The 2,091-nt window shown below is 56.8% G+C and carries 1 protein-coding gene; it reads left to right on the top strand.

The genetic code is table 11. The features are described from left to right. Window positions 1-687: 687 nt before the first annotated feature. The gene (locus V6C07_RS07085; RefSeq protein ID WP_333543288.1) at window positions 688-1,497 is read left to right on the top strand and encodes a septal ring lytic transglycosylase RlpA family protein; all 810 of its coding nucleotides are present in this window, start codon (window positions 688-690) and stop codon (window positions 1,495-1,497) included. Window positions 1,498-2,091 lie beyond the last annotated feature (594 nt).

Genomic DNA, 2,091 nt, shown 5'->3' on the forward strand with positions numbered 1-2,091 from the left:
ACGGGTCCGAGCAGGCCGGACAGACCCAAGCAAGACAGAGCTGGCCCGGCCAGAGCCAAACGAGGCAGACAACCCACGGGGCAAGACTGCGAAGATGCACAGCCGCAGACCAAACAGCGTTTCCACACGCTCGGGGCCAAGCGGCAGCAGGCCCCTGCGCACCCTCGGCCCAATAGAGCAGTTAACGAATGAAATGAGTTAACTGCTCTGCAAGGATTTTCTTGAAAATCCTTGCCACGAAATGCGAAAAGGCAGGCTTTTGCCTGCCGTAATCGAGCATTTCAAGTGTTAAATGCTCTAGACGTCAGAGCAATGTTGATCAGACATTGCTCTTTTTTTGTTCGTGTTTTCTGGCCACACTCCGCTTTTTTCATCCGCTGCGCCGGGTATTTTTACCGCGCCTCATAAATATGCCAAGCAATATGCGATATCCTGTTTGCATGCCTCTAACATTTGTCTAGAAAAAAATTGCTGATAACGATTTGAATTACATATCTTTGTCAGTTTGACACCGAAGTTTTTATTACGGTATATTGCCCCATCAAGAAAAGGCATCCCCCAACGAGACGGACTGGTCAGGAGCGCAAGGCGCTTTCGCCGTCACTGGAGAGTCTCCGGGGTCAGGGCCACGGGCGTGGTCCGCCCGGCATCCGCCGGACAGCCTCGAACTGTAACCAAGGAATGATCATGAAGTATTCACGCTGGCCTTCCATGCTGGCGGTTGCGGTCGCATGTATGCTATTGGCCGCCCCCATGAAAGCCGACGCGGCTTCTGCAAGCGCTCCTTCCGCCGAACTCTCTTCAAACGCACCCGCCGCCTCCAAAGCTGCAAAAAAATCAGCTGAAGCGCGCCAGACCAAGTCTGAAAAAAACAAAAAAGCTGCTTCAGGCAGTCAATCAGGCAAAACAGCCAAGTCCAGCAAGGCGTCCAAGAACGCCAAAAGCGGCAAGGCGGCAAAATCTTCCAAAAGCAAGGCCGTTTCCGAGCAAAGCGTTGACAGCCGCGATATATGGCTCAAACGCGCCCAACAGAGCGAAGTGTTCACCGGTAAAGCATCGTGGTACGGCCGTGACTTTCACGGCGGCGCCACTGCCAGCGGTCTGAACTACGACATGTATACCTTCACCGCCGCCCATCGCACTCTGCCTATGGGAACCGTCGTCCGCGTGACCGACCAGGAAAACGGCAAGAGCGTCATGGTTTGCGTGACTGACCGAGGCCCCTTTGTGCGCGGCCGCATCATTGACCTTTCTTTTGCCGCTGCCCAGCAGTTGGACCTTGGCAAGCGCGGCGTAGGCAAGGTGGAACTTGAGGTGGTCAGCGACGAAAGCGGCACCCCCCTTCAGGCCGACCAGGCATATTACGTGCGCTACAATGCCGCTATGGGCGACGAGCGCATCGGCCCCTTCCGCGCTTTTGCGGACGCGGCCGCCATGCACGAGGCACTGCGTCAGGCGCATCCCGAAGCGGAAGTTGTACTGGACCATTCCCGCTAGAGCAGTTTACGAATGAAATGAGTTGACTGCTCTGCAAGGATTTTCAGGAAAATCCTTGCCACGAAATGCAGGCAAGCTTTTGCCTGCCGTAAGTGAGCATTTCAAGTGTTAAAGCTCTAGCTGCCCGCTCCAGTAACGTGACACACGCAAGGCCGATTTTTCGGCACTCTTTTCAGTCGCTCGGCGCGCCTGCATAAAAGCATGCGCCTGCGGCACAGATCAGCACGGCCTTGTCATGGCCGCAATACTTCAGGCCACGGCCCGCGCCACACGGGTTCGCCCAGGTCGCAAGCAATCAGCCCCCGATCCCTGCCGACAAGCACAGGACCGGGGGCTGCTTCACACCCGGCTCGGGCCAGGGCAGTTTGGCGCTGATAGCGTTGATAGATGGATACTCCTGCCATGCCAAGACACGCACAAATCCTTTACCGCCAACACCGGAGCGGCCACTTCGGACAATGGGCTGCGCCCAGTCATTTCCCCCGGCCCGGAGCAGGCTCAACCTGCATCAGCGAATAGCCGTTTTCAGCGGGCATGGCGCGGTAAAAAGCCACGGGGCTATAGCTGGCCCCCATGCGCTCGCGCAGGTCGCGA

The sequence above is a fragment of the Desulfovibrio sp. 1214_IL3152 genome (genome assembly GCF_036763055.1).
Classification (GTDB): domain Bacteria; phylum Desulfobacterota; class Desulfovibrionia; order Desulfovibrionales; family Desulfovibrionaceae; genus Desulfovibrio.